Raw genomic sequence first — 19,084 nt, forward strand, 5'->3', positions numbered from 1 at the left:
CGCGGACTGCGGCAGAATGAGCGCACGATGAGCCCCGTCACCCTCGACCTCGCCCGCCTGCAGCAGTGGATGACCCGTTTCGCCGCGGTCGCCGAGCAGAACAAGGCCTATCTCACGGCCCTCGACTCGGCGATCGGCGACGCCGACCACGGCACGAACATGGCGCGGGGCTCCGCTGCGGTGCTCGCGAAGCTCGAGGCGAGCCCGCCGAGCACCATGGGCGAGCTCGGCAAGACGGCGGGCATGACGCTCGTGAGCGCCGTCGGCGGCTCGGCGGGGCCGCTGTACGGCACCTTCTTCCTCCGGCTGGGGGCGAGCATCGGCGACGCCGCCGAGCTCGACGCGGCGACGCTCGCCGCGGCCCTGCGCGCCGGGGTGGAGGGCATCGTGGCGCGCGGCAAGGCCGAGGCGGGCGACAAGACGATGGTCGACGCCTGGCTGCCGGCGCTCGCGGCGATGGATGAAGCGGTCGCGAGCGGGGCATCCCTCGTCGACGCGCTCGCGGCCGCCCGCGATGCCGCCGCCGCGGGTCGCGACGCGACCGAGCCCCTCGTCGCCCGCAAGGGCCGCGCGAGCTACCTGGGCGAGCGGAGCGCGGGTCACATCGACCCGGGCGCCGCCTCGACCGCCCTTCTGCTGGATGCCCTCGCGGAGGTCGCCGCCGCGTGAGCAGCTCTCCCCGCGTCGGCCTCGTCGTCGTCTCGCACTCGCCGGCCCTCGCCGCGGCCGCCGTGGCCCTGGCCTCGGAGATGGTGGCGAGCGACCCGCCCTCTATCGCCATCGCCGCCGGCACCCCCGAGGGGGAGACGGGCACCGACGCGGCCCGCATCGCCGAGGCGATCGGGGAGGCCGAGGAGGGCGCCGGCGTCGTCGTGCTGATGGATCTCGGCTCGGCGGTGATGAGCGCGGAGCTCGCGCTGGAGTTCCTCGACCCCGATGCCGCCCAGAGCGTGCGGCTCGTCGCCGCCCCCTTCGTCGAGGGGCTCATGGCCGCGGCCGTGCGCGCCGCGGGCGGGGCGTCGCTCGACGAGGTGGTCGCGGAGGCCCGTGCCGCCCTGAGCCCGAAGTCGCAGCACCTGGGAGCGGGGGAGCCGGAGGCGGCGCCCGACGACGCTCCCGCGGGCGGCAGTACCGAGGCCGCGCCCGCCGACGCCCTCGCGGGGCCGCCGCCCGCCGTCGCCGACGTGATCGTGCGCAACGTCGGCGGTCTGCACGCCCGGCCCGCCGCCGTCATCGCCGGGGCCGTGGCCGCCTTCGACGCGGCGGTCACCCTCTCGGTGCCCGGCAAGGCGCCCGCCTCCGCGGCGAGCCCCATCGGCATCGCCATCCTCATCGCCACCGCCGGCACCGCCGTGCGCATCGCCGCGAGCGGGCGCCAGGCGGCCGAGGCCGTGAAGAGCGTGCGCGCCCTGATCGAGGAGGGCTTCGGCGAGGAGCTCGTCGATGCCGGAGGCGCCCCGCACGAGCCGCCGCCGAGCACGCGCGAGCTGCGCGTCGTCGGGCAGCCGCTGGGCGTCAGCTCCGGTCGCGTCGTCGGACCGGTGGTCGTCATGACGCACGACGTGATCGAGCCCGACGGGGGAGCGCGCATCGCCCCCGAGGAGCGCACCGCGGCGCGCGACCGGCTGCGGCGCGCGATGCTGCAGGTGGCGCGCACCATGCACGCCCAGGCCGATCGGCTCGGCGGGCAGCGGCGCGAGGTGCTCGAGGCGACGGCGGCGATCGCGGCCGATCCGGCTCTGCACGCCGCGGCGGAGGCGCACGTGCGCGACGAGGGGCTCACCCCCGAGCGCGCCGTCTGGATCGAGCTCGGGCGCACCGCCGCGCAGTACCGGGAGGCGGGCGGGCGGTTCGCCGAGCGCGCCACCGACATCATCGACGTGCGCGACCGCATCATCGCGGCCCTGACCGGGGTCGAGCCGCCCGGGGTGCCCGAGCGGGAGCATCCCTTCATCCTCGTCGCCGACGACCTCGCCCCGGCCGACACGGTGGGGCTCGACCCCGCGCGCTGCCTCGCGATCGTCACCGAGCAGGGCGGGCCGACCTCGCACACGGCGATCCTCGCCCGCGAGCTCGGGCTGCCCGCCGTCGTCGGCGCCGCCGGCGTGACGGCGCTCGCCGAGGGCACGGTGCTGCTCGTCGACGGCGACACGGGCGAGATCATCGAGCAGCCGACCGAGGAGCAGCGGGCGACCGCCACGGGCGTCGTGACGCTGCCGCCGTGGCAGGGCCCGGCGCGCACCGCCGACGGGCACCGCGTCATCCTCGGGGCCAACGTCGGGGCTCCCCGCGACACCCGTCGCGCCGTCGAGCGCGGGGCGGAGGGCGTCGGACTCTTCCGCACCGAGTTCTGCTTCCTCGACCGCCAGTCCGAGCCGGGCATCGACGACCAGGTCGCCGCCTACCGCGAGGTCTTCGCCGCCTTCCCCGGGCAGAAGGTCATCGTGCGCACGCTCGACGCCGGCAGCGACAAGCCCCTGCCGTTCCTCACCGCCGACGACGAGCCGAATCCGGCGCTCGGCGTGCGCGGGTTCCGCACGGCCCGTCGCGACGGCGCCGTGCTCGACAACCAGCTCCTCGCGATCGCGCGCGCCGCCGACGCCGAGAGCGCCGAGGTGCAGGTCATGGCACCGATGATCGCCACGGTGCAGGAGGCGGAGGACTTCGTGCAGCGCGCCCGCGCGGCGGGCATCCCCTCGGTGGGCGTCATGATCGAGACCCCCTCGGCCGCGATGGTCGCCGACGAGCTCATGCGCGTCGTCGACTTCGTCAGCATCGGCACCAACGACCTCTCGCAGTACACGATGGCCGCCGACCGCCAGTCGGGCGAGCTCGCGGCGCTCGCCGACCCGTGGCAGCCGGCGCTGCTGCGCATGATCCGGCTCATCGGCGAGGCGGGCGAGCGCACCGCGACCCCCGTGGGCATCTGCGGCGAATCGGCCGCCGACCCCGCCCTCGCCCCGGTGCTCGTCGGGCTCGGCGTCACGAGCCTGTCGATGTCGGCCCGCGCGGTCACGGCCGTCGGCACGGCGCTGAGCGCGCTGCCGCTCTCGCGGTGCCGGGATGCCGCTGCCGCGGCCTGCGCCGCGCTCGACCCGGCACGGGCGCGCGCCGCCGCGGCCGCGGTCCTCGCGGGCTGAGGCCGCGCCCGCGAGGCGGCCCGGGGCCGACCGCGCCCCGCCGGTAGGCTCGCCCCCGTCATGACCCGCCGACTCACCGCCGCCTTCGCCGCGCTCGAAGCGCTGCTCGTGGTGGGCATCGGCATCGGCCTGCCGCTCGCCGTGCTCACCCTCATGTGGGCGTTGCAGTTCGGGTTCCAGCTCGACTGGCTGGTGTTCTGGCGGGCGGCCGTCGACGTGTGGCTCGTCGGCCACGGGGTCGACGTGCTCGTCACCCTCGATCCGGCGGCGGGCGCCGCGCTCGGGCTCGCCATCGAGCCGTTCCCGGTCACGCTCGCGCTGCTGGGCGGGGCCGTGCTCACCGCGGGGGCGGGCGTCGTGCTGGGCGGACGGCTGCGCGAGCAGCCGCACCGCGGCCTCGGGGCGGGCATCGCCGTGGCGGGGGTCGTGCTGTTCTCGTGGCTCGCGACGAGCTCGGCGGGGCATCCCGTGGCGCAGCCCGACCTGACCCAGGGAACCGTCTACCCGGCGGCGGTCTTCGCGCTCGGCCTGCTCGTCGGCCTGCTGATGGCCGAGGCTCGGTCGGTCGTGCGCGGCCCCGGCGCGACCGGCGCGGCCGGTGCGACCGGCGCCGCGGCGCGTCGAGCACCGGCGGACGGCCCGCTCGGCGCGGCCCGCTCGGCGCTCGACAGGGCCGCGACCGCCGCGCGGCTGCGAGCCCGCACGCTCGGGCAGTCGGTGCGCGACCGCGTCGACGACCTGCCGCGCGGGCTGCTCGGCGCCCTCTCGGCGGGCTGGCGCGCCGGCCTCGGCGTCGTCTTCTCGGTGATCGCGGCCGCGTCGGTGCTGACGGCCGGGGCGCTCATCGTCTCCTACGGCCAGGTGATCGCCCTCTACGAGAGCGTGCAGGCCGAGGTGCTCGGCGGCGTCGCCCTCACGGTCGGCCAGCTGCTGCTCGTGCCGACCGCCGTGCTGTGGTCCTTCTCCTGGCTCGTCGGCCCGGGCTTCGCCCTCGGCACCGGCTCGGGCGTCAGCGCGCTCGGCACCACCGTGGGGCCGCTGCCGGCCATCCCGCTGCTCGGCGCCGTGCCCGCCGCGGGGGAGGGGCCCGGCTTCGTCGTGCTGCTGGTACCCGTGCTGCTCGCCTTCGTCGCCGGCCTCGCGGCCCGTCCGCGCCTCGTCGCCGAGCTGCCCACAGGGGCCCCCTGGCGCCGCTGGGCGCTCCTCGCCGCGGTGCTCGCCGCCCTCATCGCCGGCCTGCTGGCGGCCGGGCTCGCCGCGATCGCCGCCGGCTCCGCCGGGCCGGGGCGACTCGCGCAGATCGGGCCCGACGGCGTCGCGGTGGGGCTGTGGATGCTCGTCGAGGCCGTCGTCGGCGTGCTGCTGGGCCTGCTCGCCGGCGGGGTGCGCGTGCCCTTCGCGGGGCGCGACGGGCATCCCGCCGCCGACGTCGACGAGCCGGATCGCGCGGCGGGCCGCCCCGCGCCCGACCGCCCCGCCCCCGGCTCCGCCGCCCTCGGCTCCGCCGGCAGCAGTCCTGCCCCGTTCCTGCCCGAGCGCCCCGCCCCGTTCCTGCCCGACCGCCCCGCCCCGCCGACGCCCTGACTCCTGCTCATCCGCGCATCGGGACCCCGCGCGACCGGTAGCCTGGAGCGGTGCTGCGGGTCGTCGTTCTGATCTCGGGCGGCGGGTCGAACCTGCGCGCTCTTCTCGAGAGGTCGGCGCACGACGACTACCCGGCCCACGTCGTCGCGGTCGGAGCCGACCGGCAGGCCGACGGGCTCGAGCACGCCGAGCACTTCGGCATCCCCAGCTTCACCGTCCCCTACGGCTCCTACCCCAGCCGCGAGGCCTGGGGCGCGGAGCTGCTGACGACCATCCAGGAGTGGCAGCCCGACCTCGTGGTGCTGAGCGGGCTCATGCGCCTGCTACCGGCCGGGGTCGTCGAGGCGCTCGCCCCCGCGATCATCAACACCCACCCCGCGTACCTGCCCGAGTTCCCCGGCGCCCACGGCGTGCGCGACGCCCTCGCCGCCGGGGTCGACCAGACCGGCGCCAGCGTCATCGTCGTCGACGCGGGAGTCGACAGCGGCCCCATCCTGCGCCAGGAGCGCGTGCCCGTGCTGCCCGGCGACACCGAGCACAGCCTGCACGAGCGCATCAAGCCGGTCGAGCGCCGCCTGCTCATCGACGTCGTGCGCGACATCGCCACGGGCGCGATCGACCTCGCGGCCGCGCGCCCCTCCTGAGCCGTTCGAGACCCCGACCCTTTCGATTTCCGCACGCCACGACACCGCACGCCACGACACCGAGGAGCCCCGCCATGGCCGGCCACGCCATCGATCCCGCCCTGTACCGCCCCCGTGAGGTCGTGCCGGTGCGCCGCGCGCTGCTGAGCGTCAGCGACAAGACCGGGCTGCTCGAGCTGGCCGCGGCGCTCGCCGAGGCGGGCGTCGAGATCGTGTCGACCGGGTCGACGGCGTCGGTGATCGCGGCGGCCGGGCATCCCGTCACCGAGGTCGCGAGCGTCACGGGCTTCCGCGAGGCGCTCGACGGCCGCGTCAAGACCCTGCACCCGGGCGTGCACGCGGGCATCCTCGCCGACCTGCGCCTCGAGGACCACGAGCGGCAGCTCGCCGAGCTCGGCATCGCGCCCTTCGAGCTCGTCGTCGTCAACCTGTACCCCTTCGTCGAGACGGTCGCGAGCGGCGCCGAGCCCGCCGCGGTGGTCGAGCAGATCGACATCGGCGGCCCCGCGATGGTGCGCGCCTCGGCCAAGAACCACGCGAACGTCGCGATCGTCGTCGACCCCGCCGACTACGGGATGCTCACCGCGGCCGTGCGCGACGGCGGCACGACGCTCGCCCAGCGCCGGCAGCTCGGCGCGAAGGCCTTCGCGCACACCGCGGCCTACGACACCGCCGTCGCGGCGTACTTCGCCGAGACGATCGCGCCGAGCGCGGCCGACCCGGGTGCCGCGGCCGACGCCGGAGCGACGGACGCCGCCGCCCCCGCCGACGCCCTCCCCGCCCGCATCGAGGTGGCCGTCGAGAAGTCCACCGACCTGCGCTACGGCGAGAACAGCCACCAGCCGGCCGCCCTGTACCCGCTCGCGGACGGCGCGGGCATCGCCCAGGCGGTGCAGCTGAACGGCAAGGAGATGTCGTACAACAACTACGTCGACGCCGACGCCGCCGTGCGCGCCGCCTTCGACCACTCCGGCCCGGCCGTCGCGATCATCAAGCACGCGAACCCCTGCGGCATCGCGGTCGGCTCCTCGATCGCGGCCGCGCACGCCGCCGCGCACGCCTGCGACCCGGTCTCGGCCTTCGGCGGCGTCATCGCCGCGAACGGCGTCATCACCCTCGCCGCCGCCGAGTCGATCGCCCCGATCTTCACCGAGGTCGTCGTGGCCCCGGGCTTCGAGCCCGAGGCGCTCGAGGTGCTGCGGGCGAAGAAGAACCTGCGCCTGCTGCAGCTGCCCGAGGGCTTCGCGCCCGTCGACCTCGAGCTGCGTCAGATCTCGGGCGGCTACCTCGGCCAGCGGCCCGACCGGCACTTCGCCGAGGCGGGCGAGTGGCAGCTCGTCTCGGGCGAGGCGGCCGACGAGCAGACGCTCGCCGACCTCGCCTTCGCCTGGCGCGCCTGCCGGGCCGTGAAGTCGAACGCCATCCTGCTCGCGCACCACGGGGCCTCGGTCGGCGTCGGCATGGGGCAGGTCAACCGCGTCGACTCGTGCCACCTCGCGGTCAGCCGCGGCGGTTCCCGGGCGGCCGGCTCGGTGGCCGCCTCCGACGCGTTCTTCCCCTTCGCCGACGGGCTGCAGGTGCTGCTCGACGCGGGCGTGCGCGCCGTCGTGCAGCCCGGCGGATCGGTGCGCGACGAGGAGGTCATCGCCGCCGCGCAGGCCGCCGGCGTCACGATGTACCTCACGGGCGAGCGCCACTTCTTCCACTGATCCCCACTGATCCGCACCGGAGCCCGCCCCTGAGCGGCGCTCGTGTCCAGCGAACGCGGAGCTACCGCCGGTCGACACGGCGACCCGGCCGGGTCTAGTCTGAAAGGCTGCGCCGAGCCGGCTGCAGCATCCCGCACCGCCACCGCACCGCCACCACGGCGCGCCCCAGGGCGCCTCGCATCCGTGCGCACCGCACGCCCGCACCGCAGCCTCCCTCACGAGGGGAAGCGTTCTCCCGAGGAATGATCGTGTCGACCACCGCAGCGCCGAAGCCCCGCCTCAGCACGTTCCGCGCCATCGCGCGGCTCTACCCGTACGCGAAGCCGGCGATGCCGCGCATCTATCTCGGCATGGTCGCCGCCCTGCTCGCCGGCGTCGTGGCACTCGCCATCCCGCTCGTGCTGCAGGTGCTCATCGAGGGCTCGCTGCAGTCCGGCGACTCCTCGGGCATCGTGCCCGCGGTGCTGCTCGTGCTCGCCCTGGGCGTGCTCGAGGCGATCATGATCGCGCTGCGGCGCTGGTTCGTGCTGACCCCGGGCACCTTCATCGAGGCGCGCATGCGCAACGGACTCTACGCGCAGCTGCAGGATCTGCCGGTCGCCTTCCACGACCGCTGGCAGTCGGGGCAGCTGCTGAGCCGAGCGGTGAGCGACCTCAACCTCATCCGCCGCTGGATCTCGTTCGGTCTCGTGCTGCTCGTCGTCAACATCGTGACGATCATCATCGGCTTCGGCGTGCTCATCTACTGGAGCCCGTGGCTCGGGCTGCTGTTCCTCGTCACCTCCATCCCGCTCTGGGTCTACGGCTACCTGTTCGAGAAGAAGTACTCGATCATCGCCCGCCGCGCGCAGGACCAGCAGGGCGACCTCGCCACGGCGGTCGAGGAGAGCGTGCACGGCATCCGCGTGCTCAAGGCCTTCGGGCGGGGCAAGCACTCGCTGCTGAAGTTCGCCGACCAGGCCGAGCAGCTGCAGGGCACCGAGATCGCCAAGGCGCGCGCCATCGGCGGCATCTGGTTCTGGCTCGTGCTCGTGCCCGACGTCACCTTCGCGCTCGCCCTCTTCGGCGGGGTCGCGCTCGCGGCGGCCGGCGAGCTGCAGGTCTCCGAGCTCTTCGCCTACTTCTTCACCGCCACGGTGCTGCGCTTCCCCATCGAGTCGATCGGCTTCCTCCTCTCGATGACCTTCGACACCCGCACCGCGGCCGACCGCTTCTTCGAGGTCATGGACGAGGTCAACACCATCACCGACCCCGAGGCCCCCGCGACGATCGCGGCCCCCGAGGGGCGGCTCGCCTTCGAGGGCGTCGAATTCCGGTACCAGGATGCCGCTCTCACCGAGCCCGCCACGCTCGCGCACATCGACCTCGCCCTGGAGCCGGGCGAGACGATGGCCCTCGTCGGCATCACCGGCAGCGGCAAGACGACGCTGACGGCGCTCGCGACGCGCCTGTACGACGTGACCGGCGGGCGCGTGACGCTCGACGGCGTCGACATCCGCGACCTCAGCCGGCCCGAGCTGCGGCGCCACATCGCCATGGCCTTCGAGGACGCGACGCTGTTCTCGGCGAGCGTGCGCCACAACGTGCTGCTCGGGCGCCCCGACCTCACGCTGAGCGACGACCCCGCCGACGCGGCGGAGGCCGAGCGCGTGCTCGCCGAGGCGCTCGACATCGCCCAGGCCGCCTTCGTGCACAGCCTGCCGAACGGCGTCGACACGATGGTGGGGGAGGAGGGCCTGAGCCTCTCCGGCGGCCAGCGCCAGCGCCTCGCCCTCGCGCGCGCCGTCGCCGCCGACCCGGCGGTGCTCGTGCTCGACGACCCGCTCAGCGCCCTCGACGTCGACACCGAGGCCCTCGTCGAGGCGGCGCTGCGCCGCGTGCTCGCGAAGACCACGGGCCTCATCGTCGCGCACCGCCCGTCGACCGTGCAGATGGCCGACCGGGTCGCCCTGCTGCAGGAGGGGCGCATCACCGACGTCAGCACGCACTCCGAGCTGCTGCAGCGCAATGAGCACTACCGCTACGTCATCTCCTCCCTCGAGGACGAGGAGCTCGCGCAGCTCGAGCGCCTCGCCCGCGAGAAGAAGCTCGCCGAGCAGGAGGGGCGCCGCCGGGAGGACTTCGAGCGGGAGAGCCACGTGATCGAGCGCAGGAACGGGGAGGTCAGCCGATGAGCGTCACCGGAGTGCAGGGCGAGGAGCGCGATGACTTCACGCGCGACGAGAGCCGCCAGATCCGCGACCGCTCGCTGCGGCTGCTCGGCTCGCTGCTGCGCCCGCGCCGGAACCGGGTCATCGTGACGATGATCGTCATCGTCGTCTCCACGGCGCTGCGCGTCGCGGGCCCGGCGCTCATCGCGTTCGGCATCGATCGCGGGCTCCCGGCCCTGCTCGATCGCAACGACTGGATGCCCCTCTCGCTGATCGTCGGCGCCTACGTGCTGAGCGGCGCGGCGGGAGCTGCGCTCATCGCCGCCTACACGGTGATGAGCGCGCGGCTCAGCCAGAGCATCCTGCTGGATCTGCGCAAGCGCGTCTTCCTGCACACCCAGCGCCTCTCCCTCGAGTTCCACGAGTCGTACACCTCGGGCCGTATCATCGCGCGCCAGACGAGCGACCTCGACTCCATCCGCGAACTGCTCGACTCGGGGCTCAACCAGCTCGTCTCGGGTCTGCTCTACATGGTGTTCACGGCCGGCGCGCTCGTGCTGCTCGATCCGACGAGCGGCATCGTGCTCGCGATCTCGCTCATCCCGCTCATCGCGCTCACGCGGTGGTTCCAGGTGCGCTCGCAGACGCTGTTCCGGCAGACGCGCGTGGCCTCGGCGCGCCTTATCGTGCACTTCGTCGAGACGATGACGGGCATCCGCGCGGTCAAGGCCTTCCGCAAGGAGGGGCGCAACGCCGAGCAGTTCGGCGAGCACGTCGAGGACTACCGGCACGCCAACGCCCGGGTCATCCAGCTGTTCGGCATCTTCGATCCCGGGCTCGTTCTCATCGGCAACGTCACGGTCGCGATGGTGCTGCTCGTCGGCGGCTTCCGCGTCATCGACGGCGGGCTCGCCCTCGGCACGCTGCTCGCCGTCGTGCTCTACACCCGCCGCTTCTTCGACCCGGCGGAGGAGATGGCGATGTTCTACAACTCGTACCAGTCGGCCGCCGCCGCCCTGGAGAAGATCTCGGGCGTGCTGGAGGAGAAGCCCTCGGTGCCCGACCCGACGACGCCGATCGACCTGTGGAAGGCGCGCGGCACCGTGCACTTCGACCGGGTGCGGTTCCAGTACACCGAGGACGCGGTCATCCTGCCCGACCTCGACCTCGAGATCCCGGCCGGGCAGACCATCGCCCTGGTCGGCACGACGGGCGCCGGCAAGTCGACGCTCGCGAAGCTCATCGCGCGCTTCTACGACCCGACCGAGGGCGCGGTCACCCTCGACGGCGTCGACCTGCGCAAGCTGCACCCGAAGGATCTGCGCCGCGCGATCGTCATGGTCACGCAGGAGGCGTACCTGTTCTCGGGCACCGTCGCCGACAACATCGCGCTCGGCAAGCCCGAGGCGAGCCGCGACGAGATCGTGCGGGCCGCGAAGGCCGTCGGCGCGCACGCCTTCATCGAGGCGCTGCCCGACGGCTACGACACCGACGTGAACAAGCGCGGCGGACGCGTCTCGGCCGGCCAGCGGCAGCTGATCTCCTTCGCGCGCGCGTTCCTCGCCGACCCGGTCGTGCTCATCCTCGACGAGGCGACCGCCTCGCTCGACATCCCGAGCGAGCGCCTCGTGCAGCAGGGCCTGCAGACCCTCCTCGCCGACCGCACGGCCGTCATCATCGCCCACCGCCTCTCGACGGTGACGATCGCCGACCGCGTGCTCGTCATGGAGCACGGCCGCGTCATCGAGGACGGCACGCCCGCCGAGCTCATCGCCGGCTCGGGCAAGTTCGCGCAGCTGCACGCCGCCTGGCGCGAGTCGCTCGTCTGACCTGCGTCGGGCATCCCGCCCTCGACCGGCGGCGGGATGCCCGGCGCGAGCCGCCTGCTGCCCTAGTCGGCCGGCGCCCAGCGGCACGCCGCGAGGTCGAGCCGGTACGCGTCGGGCTCGCCGCGCGGCCCCGTCCACCGGAGCGGGGTGGCCTCCTGCTCGTAGTGCTCGAGCGCCTCGGCCTCGTGGCCGGCGGGAGGGCGCGCGTCGGCGCGCACGACCCGCCACCACGGCAGGCTCGAGCCCTCGAGGGCCATGACGCGGCCGACCGCACGGGCGCCGCGGGAGCCGAGGGCCGCGGCCACGTCTCCGTAGGTCATGACGCGGCCGGGAGGGATCTCGGCGACGACGAGCAGCACGGCGCCGCCGAAGTCGAGCGGCGCCGGCTCGTCGCCGGCGGACGGCCGCAGCGGGGCATCCATCGACGGAGGGACGGTGACGCCGCTCAGATGGCGAGCGAGCCGATCTTCTCGCCGTACTCGGTCTCGCCGACCTCCTGGAACCCGAGGCGCTGGAAGAAGGCCCCGGGGCCGTCGTCGCCGGTCTCCCAGATGACGGTGATGGCGTCGAAGCCGCGCGACTTGGCCTCGGCGGCGAGCTCGTGCACGGCGAAGCGGCCGACGCCCTGGCCCTGGCGGGTGGCGTCGACGTTGACGCGCCAGATGCAGGCGCGGAACTCGGGGCGATCGTGCTCGGCGTCGAAGTTGCCGCGGATGAAGCCGACCACGTCGTCGCCGCGCAGCACGACGCGGGCCCAGGTGGTGGTCGGGTTCAGGTAGGCGTCGGCGGCCGAGTACGAGACGGGGGTGACGTACTGCTCCTGCCCGGGGCGCAGCGTGAGGCCGTTGGCCGCCACGATGGTCTTCGCCGACAGCTCTTCGAGTCTCAGATCGCTCATGACGACAGGCTATCCAGATCCCCCCGGACGGGGGTGGGAGATTTATCTCGATGTCGAGGTACCTCTGCCGAGCCGCTAGACTTCTGCGGGCTTCGCCGCCGGTGCGGAGGCAACCAGAAAGGACCGACGTGCAGAAGATCAAGGTCGAAGGAACGGTCGTCGAGCTCGACGGCGACGAGATGACCCGCATCATCTGGCAGTTCATCAAGGACCGCCTCATCCACCCGTACCTCGACGTCACGCTCGAGTACTACGACCTCGGCATCCAGCACCGCGACGAGACCGACGACCAGGTCACGATCGACGCCGCGCACGCCATCCAGAAGCACGGCGTCGGCGTCAAGTGCGCCACCATCACCCCCGACGAGGCCCGCGTCGAGGAGTTCGGCCTCAAGAAGATGTGGCGCAGCCCGAATGGCACGATCCGCAACATCCTCGGCGGCGTGATCTTCCGCGAGCCGATCATCATCTCGAACATCCCGCGCCTCGTGCCCGGCTGGAACAAGCCGATCATCATCGGCCGCCACGCTTTCGGCGACCAGTACCGCGCCACCGACTTCCTGTTCAAGGGCGAGGGCACGCTGACCGTCGAGTTTACCCCGAAGGACGGCGGCGAGGCCCAGAAGTTCGAGGTCTACCAGTCGCCCGGCGACGGCATCGCGCAGGTGCAGTACAACCTCGACGCCTCGATCATCGACTTCGCGCGCGCCTCGCTGAACTACGGCCTCTCGCGCAACTACCCCGTCTACCTCTCGACGAAGAACACCATCCTCAAGGCCTACGACGGCCGCTTCAAGGATCTGTTCCAGGAGATCTACGAGGCCGAGTTCAAGGACAAGTTCGAGGCCGCGGGCATCACCTACGAGCACCGCCTCATCGACGACATGGTCGCGAGCGCGATGAAGTGGGAGGGCGGCTACGTCTGGGCCTGCAAGAACTACGACGGCGACGTGCAGAGCGACACCGTGGCCCAGGGCTTCGGCTCGCTCGGTCTCATGACCAGCGTGCTCACGACGCCCGACGGCAGGATCGTCGAGGCCGAGGCGGCCCACGGCACGGTGACCCGCCACTACCGCCAGCACCAGCAGGGCAAGCCCACCTCGACGAACCCGATCGCCTCGATCTTCGCCTGGACCCGCGGGCTCATGCACCGCGGCAAGCTCGACGGCAACGCCGCGCTCATCACCTTCGCCGAGACCCTCGAGGACGTCGTGATCACGACCGTCGAGAGCGGCAAGATGACGAAGGACCTCGCGCTGCTCGTCGGCCCCGACCAGCAGTGGCTCACCACGGAGGCCTTCCTCGAGGCCCTCGACGAGAACCTGCAGCAGCGCCTGGCCTAGTGCCGAGCGCGCGGTCGTCGACGACGGCCGCATGAACGAGGGGATGCCCGCGACGACTCGTCGCGGGCATCCCCTCGTTAACCGCCCCGCGTCGCCGCGCCCGCCCGATCGGGCCCTTCGCCCCTGGCGGCGCCCCCGCCCCGGGTGTACACCGAAGCCATGGCCCCTGTGCTCGCGCTCGTGCGCCGCGTCCCGCTCGTGGTGCTGACGCTCGTCGTCGGAGCGGCCGCCCTCGCGCTCGTCGCCGTGGGCCTGGAGCCCGCTGCCCGCTGGGGCGTCTCCCTCTACGCCCTCGCGATCGCGGCCGTCGAGGCGGTGCGCATGATCCGCGGCCTGCTCGCGCGGCGGCTCGGTCTCGACGTGCTCGCGGTCACGGCGATCGTCAGCACCGTCGCGGTCGGCGAGTACGCGGCGAGCCTCATCATCGTGCTCATGCTCACCGGGGGAGAGGCGCTCGAGGTCGCCGCCGCGGGGCGCGCCCAGCGCGAGCTGCGGGCGCTGCTCGAGCGCGTGCCGCAGCAGGCGCACCGCATCGACAGCACGGGCGGCATCGTCGACATCGCGGCGGATCAGGTGCGGGTCGGCGACCGTCTGCTCGTGCGCCCCGCCGAGCTCGTGCCCGTCGATTCCGCCCTGGTGAGCGCCGCGGCGAGCATCGACGAGTCGTCGCTCACGGGCGAGAGCATGCCGGTCGACAAGCAGGCGGGCGACGCGGTGCTGAGCGGATCGCTCAACGGGGCGGCGGCCGTCGAGGTCGTCGCGATGGCCGTCGCCGCCGACTCGCAGTACCAGCGCATCGTCGAGCTCGTGCGCGAGGCCACCGCCAGCACCGCCCCCCTCGTGCGGCTCGCCGACCGCTACGCCGTGCCCTTCACCGCGGTCTCGCTCGCCATCGCGGGCGTCGCGTGGATGCTCAGCGGCGACCCCGTGCGCTTCGCCGAGGTGCTCGTGGTGGCGACCCCCTGCCCGCTGCTCATCGCCGCCCCCGTGGCCTTCATGGGCGGCATGAGCAGCGCGGCCAAGCGAGGGATCGTGATGAAGAGCGCGGCCTCGCTCGAGGTGCTCGCCCGCGCGCGCACGGTCGCCTTCGACAAGACGGGGACGCTCACCGCCGGGCATCCGGCGGTCGTGGGGGTGCATCCCGAGCCGGGCGTCAGCGCCGACGAGCTGCTGCGCCTCGTCGGCTCAGCGGAGCGGTACTCCTCGCACGTGCTCGCCGCGGCTCTGCGCGATGCGGCGGCGGGAGCGGGGCTGCTGCTGGCGGACTCCGATGACGCGCGGGAGGAGGCGACCTTCGGCGTCGCCGCGACGATCGACGGCAGGAGCGTCGTCGTGGGCAAGCCCGCCTTCGTGGAGCAGCGGGCGACGGGGGTGCGGCGGTCGGCGATCGAGAGGGGCCGCGCGGTGGTCTACGCGGGCGTCGACGGCGTGTTCGCCGGCACGATCGAGCTGCGGGACGGCGTGCGGCCGGAGGCGGCGAGGACGCTCGCCGCGCTGCGCCGCGCGGGTCTCGAGCGCACCATCATGCTGACGGGCGACGTCGAGGCGACCGCCCGACCGATCGCGGAGGGTCTCGGCATCGCCGAGGTGCATGCGGAGTGCCTGCCCGAGGACAAGGTTGCCCTCGTGCGGTGGGCGCAGCCGCGGCCCGTGATCATGGTCGGCGACGGGGTCAACGACGCGCCCGTGCTCGCGGTCGCCGACGTAGGGGTCGCGATGGGCGCGACGGGGTCGACCGCGGCGAGCGAATCGGCCGACGTCGTCATCATGGTCGACGACCTCACGCGGGTCGCGTGGGCGGTCGTCATCGGGCAGCGCACGGTGCGCATCGCGCTGCAGAGCATCGGCCTCGGCATCGCCGTCTCGATCGCGCTCATGCTCGTGGCGGCGGCCGGTCTGCTGCCGGCGGTCGCGGGGGCCCTGCTGCAGGAGCTGGTCGATCTGCTCGCCATCCTCGGGGCGCTGCGCGCGGTGCGCGCGGGCCGCGCCCCGATGCCCGGCCTCGATGGGGTCGAGGCGAGGGGCGCCGGGGCGCGGCCGATGCGGGCGAGCGAGGTGCTGCGGCCCTAGGCCGAGACCTCCGCGCGGTCGGGCGCGGTCGCGATGCTGATCTTGCGCGGCTTCGCCTTCTCGAGCACGGGGATCATGATGCTGAGCACGCCGTTCTCGTAGTGCGCCGAGATGGCCTCGGTGTCGATGTCATTGCCGAGGGTGAGCTGGCGCAGGAACGACCCGGACGGGCGCTCGCGGGTGAGCCACTGCACGCCCTCCTTCGAGCGCGGGGTGCGCTCGGCACGGATGGTGAGCAGCTGGCCGTCGACATCGAGGTCGACCGAGCCGGGATCGATGCCGGGCAGGTCGGCGCTGAGCACGAAGTGGTCGCCGTCGCGGTAGAGATCCATGGGCATGAGACGCGGGCTCTCGCGCCGGTCGAGCAGGCTGCCGGCCATGCGGTCGAACTCGCGGAACGGGTCGAAGAGCATCGACATGGTAATCGTCCTCCTGGGTGACGAACGCCCTCGCGGGCGGGGTTCCGAGAGTTGAGTCGAGGCGACTCAACTAGCGATAATCTAGCACTCGGGTCGGGAGAGTGCCAGCAAGATCCCCGCCCTTCGCGCACGGCGAACGGATGCCCTGCCGGGCGCGATCGGAGGGTCTCAGTACCCCGCGAAGTAGTCCGTGCGCACGCGCTTCGCCCCCGCGGCGCGGAGCGCCGCGGCCCCCGCGGCGACGACGGCGGGGGAGCCCGAGACGTAGGCCCGGCGCTGCCGGATATCGGGCACGTGCTCGCGCAGGGCATCCACCGTGACCTCGTCGCGATCGAGCACGACGATGCGCGCCCCCGCCTGCTCGAGCGTCTCGCGGTACAGGTGCTCGTCGGGGCTCGAGGGCACCATGACGGCGACGACGTCGCGCTCGTGGCCGTGGTGCGCGAGCTCGGCGAGCTGGCTGGCGAAGGGGGTGACGCCGATGCCACCGGCGAGGAGCAGGAGCGGCGTTCGCGCATCGGCCGGCAGCACGAAGTCGCCGCTCACCTGGGTGGCGCGCACGAGGGAGCCCGGCTCGAGGGCGGCGAGCTCGCGCTTGAAGGAGGAGCCCTCGGCGAGGATGCGGGTGCCGATCGCGACGTGGTCGGCGGAAGGGGCCGAGGCGATGGAGAACACCCGGCGGGTGCCGCGCACGTCGGCGCGGTGCGGCAGGTGCAGCTCGAGCCACTGGCCCGCCTCGAAGGGCACGGGGCGGGTGGGGGTGAAGCGCAGCTCGACCGCGGAGTCGGAGAGCGGGCGCGAGTCGACGAGGCGCAGCGCGAAGCCGCGGCGACGCGAGACGGCGAAGCCGACGATGTTGCCGACCACCAGGGCGAGCTCGGGGGTGTTGATGAGCGCGTAGGGGCCGATCGGGATGGCGAAGGGGTAGTAGATGATCAGTCCGGCCACCGCGGCGACCAGCCACTGCTGCCAGCGCCGCGGGGGCAGCGTCAGGGGCTCGCTGAGCATGAAGCCCGCCAGGAACACCACGGGCGTCAGGAGCACGGCGTTCTGCAGCGCGTCGAGCGCGGGAAAGCCCGCGGAGACGCCCTGACCGGAGTAGGAGGCGACGGCGATGACCAGGAAGACGGCAGCGACGTCGAGCCGCCGCGTGCGGTCGAGCAGCAGCAGGGCGCCGATCGCGACGACGGGGAGCATCGCGGCGGTGCCGATCCACCAGATGCCGACCGTGAGCCCGAAGAAGCCGGCGACGAGAACGCCCGTCGCCGCCGGGTTGAGGATGTGGCGCCCGCGCCAGACGATCAGGTACTTCGACAGAGCCGCGATGACGCCGGCGGCGGCCGCCCCGATGAGGCTCATCGTCGTGGCCTGCGGCGGCACGAGGCAGGCGATGATGAGCGCCGTGATGATGCTCGACTCGCGGTGCGGCACGACGCGGGCGAGCCGCGCGGCGATCTCGTTCGCGCCGATCGTGGCGACGAGCACGACGCCGATGACGCCGAGCAGCCCGAGCGGGTCGACGCCGATGACGTCGACGGCACCGAGCACGACGCCCATGACGAGCACGGCCGCGAGCGCGAGCACGGTGAGGCGGTACATGCTGACGCGGCCGGTGACGGCGTCGATCGCGGCTCTCATCGGAACAGCTCACCCTTCCAATCGGCGCTCGACTCGATCGAGCCGTTCGCGAACATCCTCACCCATTCGACGCCGAGGCGGTCGCCGATGGCGTGCGGGTCGGCGAGGAACAGCGCCGTGGCCGCGCCGTCGGCGACGAGCGCCGAGTCGGCGACGGCGAACGTCCCGATGACGCCCTCGTCGACCGGGCGGCCCGTCACGGCGTCGACGATGTGGTGCAGGCCCTCGCCCCAGCGCCGGCGATCGAGGGCGCTCGCGCACAGGGCGCGGCCCTCGGCGAGCTCGACGACGCCGATCGCCTTCGACGCATTGGCGGGGTTCTGCAGGGCGACGCGGATGCCCGTACCGCCCCATGCCCGCAGGTCGCCGCTCGCGTCGACCACCGGATCGGCCACCCCGTGCTCGAGCAGCAGCTCGCCCACGAGATCGACGAGCAGGCCCTTGCCCGCCGCTCCGACGTCGAGGGTCACCGGGGCGACGGCGTCGAGGCGCAGATCGCCGTCGGCCGAGCGCACGAGCGTGAGGGCGTCCTCCCACACGGGCGCCGCGAGCGGCGGACCGGAGGGCTCGAGCCGGTAGGCGGCGTCGTACCCGAGCCGCTCGAGCGAGGCTCCGACGAGCGGGCTCAGGCGACCGCCGGTGAGCGCGTAGAGCTGCTCGTACAGGCCGAGCAGCGGTGCGGCATCCCGGGGGAGCGGCCAGGAGCCGGGAGCGGCGGCGATGCGGGCGACGAGGGAGTCGTCGCGGAAGCGCGACCAGTCGCGGTCGAAGCGCGCGATGCGCCGATCGACCGCGGCGCGGGCCTCGACCGGGATGCCGCCGGGCGCCTCGATCGACCAGGGGACGCCGATCGCCTCGAACGTCCAGGCCGCATCGGCCGGGGCCGAGACCTCAGCCGACGAGGGCATCCGCCTTGATCGTCTCGAGGGCCTCGCGGAACCCGCCGCTCGTGAGCGAGGAGCCGGCGACCCGGGTGACCCGCAGTTCGTCGATGTCCTTGCCGACGACCTCGGCCTCGATACCGCCGACGAACTGGTCCTGGTAGTACTGCGTGGTCGAGTTGCTGCCGCCGGGGGTCACGGAGACGGCGGTCACCACGTCGCCCTCGAGGGAGAGCTGCACGACGACCGACTCGGTGCCGTTGGGCGACTGGTACGAGCCGCTCGCGCTGTACTCGCCGTCGGTGTACTCGGCCGAGGTGTCGGCCGGGCCCGAGGGCACGTCGGCGGCGGCGTCACCGGCGGTCGCGCAGCCGGCGAGCGTGCCAAGCAGGGCGAGGGATGCCCCGGCCAGGGCGACGGGGGTAGACGAGGGGCGGGCTCGAGAGGTCATGGAGTCTTCCGGATGGTGGGTGCGGGTTTCAGGCGTCGAGCCGAGCGGCGGAGCCGCCGGGAACGAGGGCGACGAGACCAGCATCCCCATGCCCGGTGGGTATTCGCTGTACTCGACGGGAGCGATTGCTGCACGGCGCGTGAGAGCCGCCGATGAGCGGGGCGCCGCAGAGTTCACACGTCGGAAACAGAAAGGGTTGTCTACCCGCTTTTGGGGGGCTTACAGTGAGGCCACCACCCGAGCCCGACGACGTGTTCGGGCCGTCCCCACCCTCCACGAGAAGGATGCACACCGCTGTGACTCTAAGGGATCGCCGCTCGCCGGCACT

At 73.5% G+C, this 19,084-nt stretch carries 15 protein-coding genes; 9 read left to right on the forward strand and 6 right to left on the reverse strand.

The features are described from left to right. Nucleotides 1–27: 27 nt before the first annotated feature. From dhaL to OVN18_RS06955, 7 genes are all read left to right on the forward strand, one after another. Nucleotides 28–669 (forward strand): dihydroxyacetone kinase subunit DhaL, encoded by a 642-nt coding sequence (gene dhaL, locus OVN18_RS06925; protein ID WP_267779986.1) that lies wholly within the window; start codon nt 28–30, stop codon nt 667–669. Further along, nucleotides 666–3,140: a phosphoenolpyruvate--protein phosphotransferase gene (gene ptsP / locus OVN18_RS06930; RefSeq protein ID WP_267779987.1), complete on the forward strand. Its 2,475-nt coding sequence runs from the start codon at nt 666–668 to the stop codon at nt 3,138–3,140. The genes dhaL and ptsP overlap by 4 nt, the downstream gene beginning before the upstream one ends. A gap of 60 nt (nt 3,141–3,200) precedes the next feature. Then, complete coding sequence (locus tag OVN18_RS06935) at nt 3,201–4,724, forward strand: cell division protein PerM (RefSeq protein ID WP_267779988.1); 1,524 nt, start codon at nt 3,201–3,203, stop codon at nt 4,722–4,724. 50 nt (nt 4,725–4,774) lie between these two features. Continuing rightward, nucleotides 4,775–5,368 (forward strand): phosphoribosylglycinamide formyltransferase, encoded by a 594-nt coding sequence (gene purN, locus OVN18_RS06940; protein ID WP_267738923.1) that lies wholly within the window; start codon nt 4,775–4,777, stop codon nt 5,366–5,368. Between the two features lie 74 nt (nt 5,369–5,442). Further along, the gene (gene purH / locus OVN18_RS06945) at nt 5,443–7,077 is read left to right on the forward strand and encodes a bifunctional phosphoribosylaminoimidazolecarboxamide formyltransferase/IMP cyclohydrolase (protein WP_267779989.1); all 1,635 of its coding nucleotides are present in this window, start codon (nt 5,443–5,445) and stop codon (nt 7,075–7,077) included. Nucleotides 7,078–7,319: 242 nt separating this feature from the next. Further along, nucleotides 7,320–9,251: an ABC transporter ATP-binding protein gene (locus OVN18_RS06950; protein WP_267779990.1), complete on the forward strand. Its 1,932-nt coding sequence runs from the start codon at nt 7,320–7,322 to the stop codon at nt 9,249–9,251. After that, nucleotides 9,248–11,056, forward strand: coding sequence for an ABC transporter ATP-binding protein (locus OVN18_RS06955; RefSeq protein ID WP_267779992.1), 1,809 nt, complete (start codon nt 9,248–9,250; stop codon nt 11,054–11,056). The genes OVN18_RS06950 and OVN18_RS06955 overlap by 4 nt, the downstream gene beginning before the upstream one ends. Nucleotides 11,057–11,118: 62 nt before the next feature. Here OVN18_RS06955 and OVN18_RS06960 read toward each other — a convergent pair whose 3' ends face one another. Both OVN18_RS06960 and OVN18_RS06965 read right to left on the reverse strand, forming a co-directional pair. Beyond that, nucleotides 11,119–11,478 carry an MGMT family protein gene (locus OVN18_RS06960; RefSeq protein WP_267779993.1) on the reverse strand — a complete coding sequence of 120 codons (360 nt, stop codon included), beginning with the start codon at nt 11,476–11,478 and terminating at the stop codon, nt 11,119–11,121. Between the two features lie 23 nt (nt 11,479–11,501). Then, a complete protein-coding gene (locus OVN18_RS06965) occupies nt 11,502–11,954 on the reverse strand; it encodes a GNAT family N-acetyltransferase (protein WP_267779994.1) in 453 nt (150 codons plus the stop codon). 128 nt (nt 11,955–12,082) lie between these two features. Here OVN18_RS06965 and OVN18_RS06970 point away from each other — a divergent pair, with 128 nt between their 5' ends. Further along, the gene (locus OVN18_RS06970) at nt 12,083–13,297 is read left to right on the forward strand and encodes an NADP-dependent isocitrate dehydrogenase (RefSeq protein ID WP_267779995.1); all 1,215 of its coding nucleotides are present in this window, start codon (nt 12,083–12,085) and stop codon (nt 13,295–13,297) included. A gap of 159 nt (nt 13,298–13,456) precedes the next feature. Beyond that, nucleotides 13,457–15,367, forward strand: a complete 1,911-nt coding sequence (locus tag OVN18_RS06975; RefSeq protein ID WP_267779997.1) for a heavy metal translocating P-type ATPase — start codon at nt 13,457–13,459, stop codon at nt 15,365–15,367. Here OVN18_RS06975 and OVN18_RS06980 read toward each other — a convergent pair. The 4 genes from OVN18_RS06980 to OVN18_RS06995 form a co-directional block, all read right to left on the reverse strand. Further along, nucleotides 15,364–15,786, reverse strand: a complete 423-nt coding sequence (locus OVN18_RS06980; RefSeq protein WP_267779999.1) for an Hsp20/alpha crystallin family protein — start codon at nt 15,784–15,786, stop codon at nt 15,364–15,366. The genes OVN18_RS06975 and OVN18_RS06980 overlap by 4 nt on opposite strands. A gap of 168 nt (nt 15,787–15,954) precedes the next feature. Continuing rightward, nucleotides 15,955–17,424, reverse strand: a complete 1,470-nt coding sequence (locus OVN18_RS06985; RefSeq protein ID WP_267780000.1) for a ferredoxin--NADP reductase — start codon at nt 17,422–17,424, stop codon at nt 15,955–15,957. Further along, nucleotides 17,421–18,332 carry an FAD:protein FMN transferase gene (locus OVN18_RS06990; protein WP_267780001.1) on the reverse strand — a complete coding sequence of 304 codons (912 nt, stop codon included), beginning with the start codon at nt 18,330–18,332 and terminating at the stop codon, nt 17,421–17,423. The genes OVN18_RS06985 and OVN18_RS06990 overlap by 4 nt, the downstream gene beginning before the upstream one ends. Then, nucleotides 18,316–18,756, reverse strand: a complete 441-nt coding sequence (locus OVN18_RS06995; protein WP_267780002.1) for a hypothetical protein — start codon at nt 18,754–18,756, stop codon at nt 18,316–18,318. Before OVN18_RS06995 ends, OVN18_RS06990 begins: the two co-directional genes overlap by 17 nt. Nucleotides 18,757–19,084 lie beyond the last annotated feature (328 nt).

The organism is Microcella daejeonensis, from assembly GCF_026625045.1.
Classification (GTDB): domain Bacteria; phylum Actinomycetota; class Actinomycetes; order Actinomycetales; family Microbacteriaceae; genus Microcella; species Microcella daejeonensis.